We start from the raw sequence: 1,574 nt of genomic DNA, 5'->3' as shown, positions 1-1,574 counted from the left end.
CAAAGAATCCTATCTAAGTGTAAATTGACAAAATTGGGATAATAAATGAGATGTGGTGCCCATGGGCAGATTTGAACTGCCGACCTCTCCCTTACCAAGGGAGTGCTCTACCCCTGAGCTACATGGGCGAATTGTCTATTGGAGCGGGTGAAGGGAATCGAACCCTCACCGTAAGCTTGGAAGGCTTCTGCTCTACCATTGAGCTACACCCGCATACTCACTTATTGCTCCAAGTAAGAATTTTTTGGTGGAGGGAGAAGGATTCGAACCTTCGAAGCTTACGCAACAGATTTACAGTCTGCCCCCTTTGACCACTCGGGAATCCCTCCAAAAGAGAACGCCATTCTAGGGAAATCCCCACGACGAGTCAAGCGTTAGTTTTCGGAAATCTTGAAAATTATCACAACCGTCTGATTTTTATTTGAATTATTTTAGCTGGATGATTTTCTCATACTTGGCCATCAGCTCTTCGTGGCTTTCCGGATGCTCTTCGTCAATCAGAATACAGTCCACCGGGCACACCTGCTGGCATTGCGGCTCGTCGTAGTGGCCGACGCACTGGGTACACAGGTTCGGATTGATTTCATAGATTTCCTCGCCTTGGGAAATCGCGTCATTCGGGCACTCGGGCTCGCAGACGTCGCAGTTAATGCACTCATCAGTAATAAAGAGCGACATTGTTTTTCCTTTTTCATTAAATTTCAAAACCGATGGGCGCGGATTATAGCACAACCGCTTTGAAAAAAACCTGTTTGCACGAATTTTACATCACGTGAATGATTATCAAATTCCAATCTATTCAATCTCTTGCGCGTACACCAGCAGCTGAAAAGTGCTCATGCCCGAGCGCCCTTCGCGGTAAACTTCCAAATACGGCGGCATCTCGGGCAGCGCGCCGGCTTCAACATAAACCATCGCGCCCTTTTTCAGACGGCTTTGCAGCAGCGCAAACAGCTCTGCCCAGCCGCTCCAGGCAAACGGCGGATCCAAAAAGACCACATCGAAGCATTCGCTGCTGTGTTTGAGGTAGCTCAGGCCGTCTGAAAACTGCGTTTCCACTTGCGCCAGCACCAAATCGCGGCTGTTTTGGCGCAGGGTCTGCACGGTTTGGCGGTTGTTGTCCACCAATACCACCCGCTTGGCATGGCGCGAGGCGGCTTCCAGCCCCAATGCGCCGCTGCCGGCAAAGGCATCCAGCACGGTTTTGCCGGCCAAATCCTGCCCCAGCCAGTTGAACAGCTTTTCCCGCACCATATCCGGCGTCGGGCGCAGCCCTTCTGCCGATGCGAAAGACAGCTTCCGCCCCCGATGCGTGCCGCCGATGATGCGTACCTGATTGCTGTGTTTGGCATTGTTTTTGACTTTTTTCATGTTTGCTCCACGCCCTGGCGACCTGTTATTCCGCGCCATTATACGCTTTCCTGTGGCAAACCGCGCGGGCGGTTCGACAATACGGGCGGGCTGATGAACTTGGAAAACAGGTTTCCGTACCCAAAAACATTTCGTGATGCCTTACCGAAACCATCCGCGCATACAAAACAATGTCATACAAAAAAGCCGTCTGAAAAATGCGA

General features: G+C 51.1%; 2 protein-coding genes and 3 tRNA genes. All 5 read right to left on the bottom strand.

Translation table 11 applies throughout. The features are described 5' to 3' along the window. Positions 1-53: 53 nt before the first annotated feature. The 5 genes from BDE01S_RS10455 to rsmD all read right to left on the bottom strand — a co-directional run bounded on the left by BDE01S_RS10455 (position 54) and on the right by rsmD (position 1,371). Positions 54-128, bottom strand: a tRNA-Thr gene (locus tag BDE01S_RS10455). Positions 129-139: 11 nt separating this feature from the next. Further along, positions 140-213 (bottom strand) — tRNA-Gly (locus BDE01S_RS10450). Positions 214-245: 32 nt separating this feature from the next. After that, a tRNA-Tyr gene (locus tag BDE01S_RS10445) sits at positions 246-329 on the bottom strand. A gap of 97 nt (positions 330-426) precedes the next feature. Next, a complete protein-coding gene (locus tag BDE01S_RS10440) occupies positions 427-678 on the bottom strand; it encodes a YfhL family 4Fe-4S dicluster ferredoxin (protein ID WP_066081289.1) in 252 nt (83 codons plus the stop codon). A gap of 117 nt (positions 679-795) precedes the next feature. Next, positions 796-1,371: a 16S rRNA (guanine(966)-N(2))-methyltransferase RsmD gene (gene rsmD, locus BDE01S_RS10435; RefSeq protein ID WP_066081286.1), complete on the bottom strand. Its 576-nt coding sequence runs from the start codon at positions 1,369-1,371 to the stop codon at positions 796-798. Positions 1,372-1,574 lie beyond the last annotated feature (203 nt).

Source organism: Bergeriella denitrificans NBRC 102155 (genome assembly GCF_001592185.1).
GTDB classification, from domain to species: Bacteria; Pseudomonadota; Gammaproteobacteria; order Burkholderiales; family Neisseriaceae; genus Neisseria; species Neisseria denitrificans.
Note: the sequence above shows the minus strand (reverse complement) of the source record. Positions and strands in the feature narration are given on the sequence as shown.

Coding starts and splice junctions, on each gene's coding strand:
- BDE01S_RS10440 (WP_066081289.1), bottom strand. CDS start 678: ATGTCGCTCTTTATTACTGATGAGTGCATTAACTGCGACGTCTGCGAG.
- rsmD (WP_066081286.1), bottom strand. CDS start 1,371: ATGAAAAAAGTCAAAAACAATGCCAAACACAGCAATCAGGTACGCATC.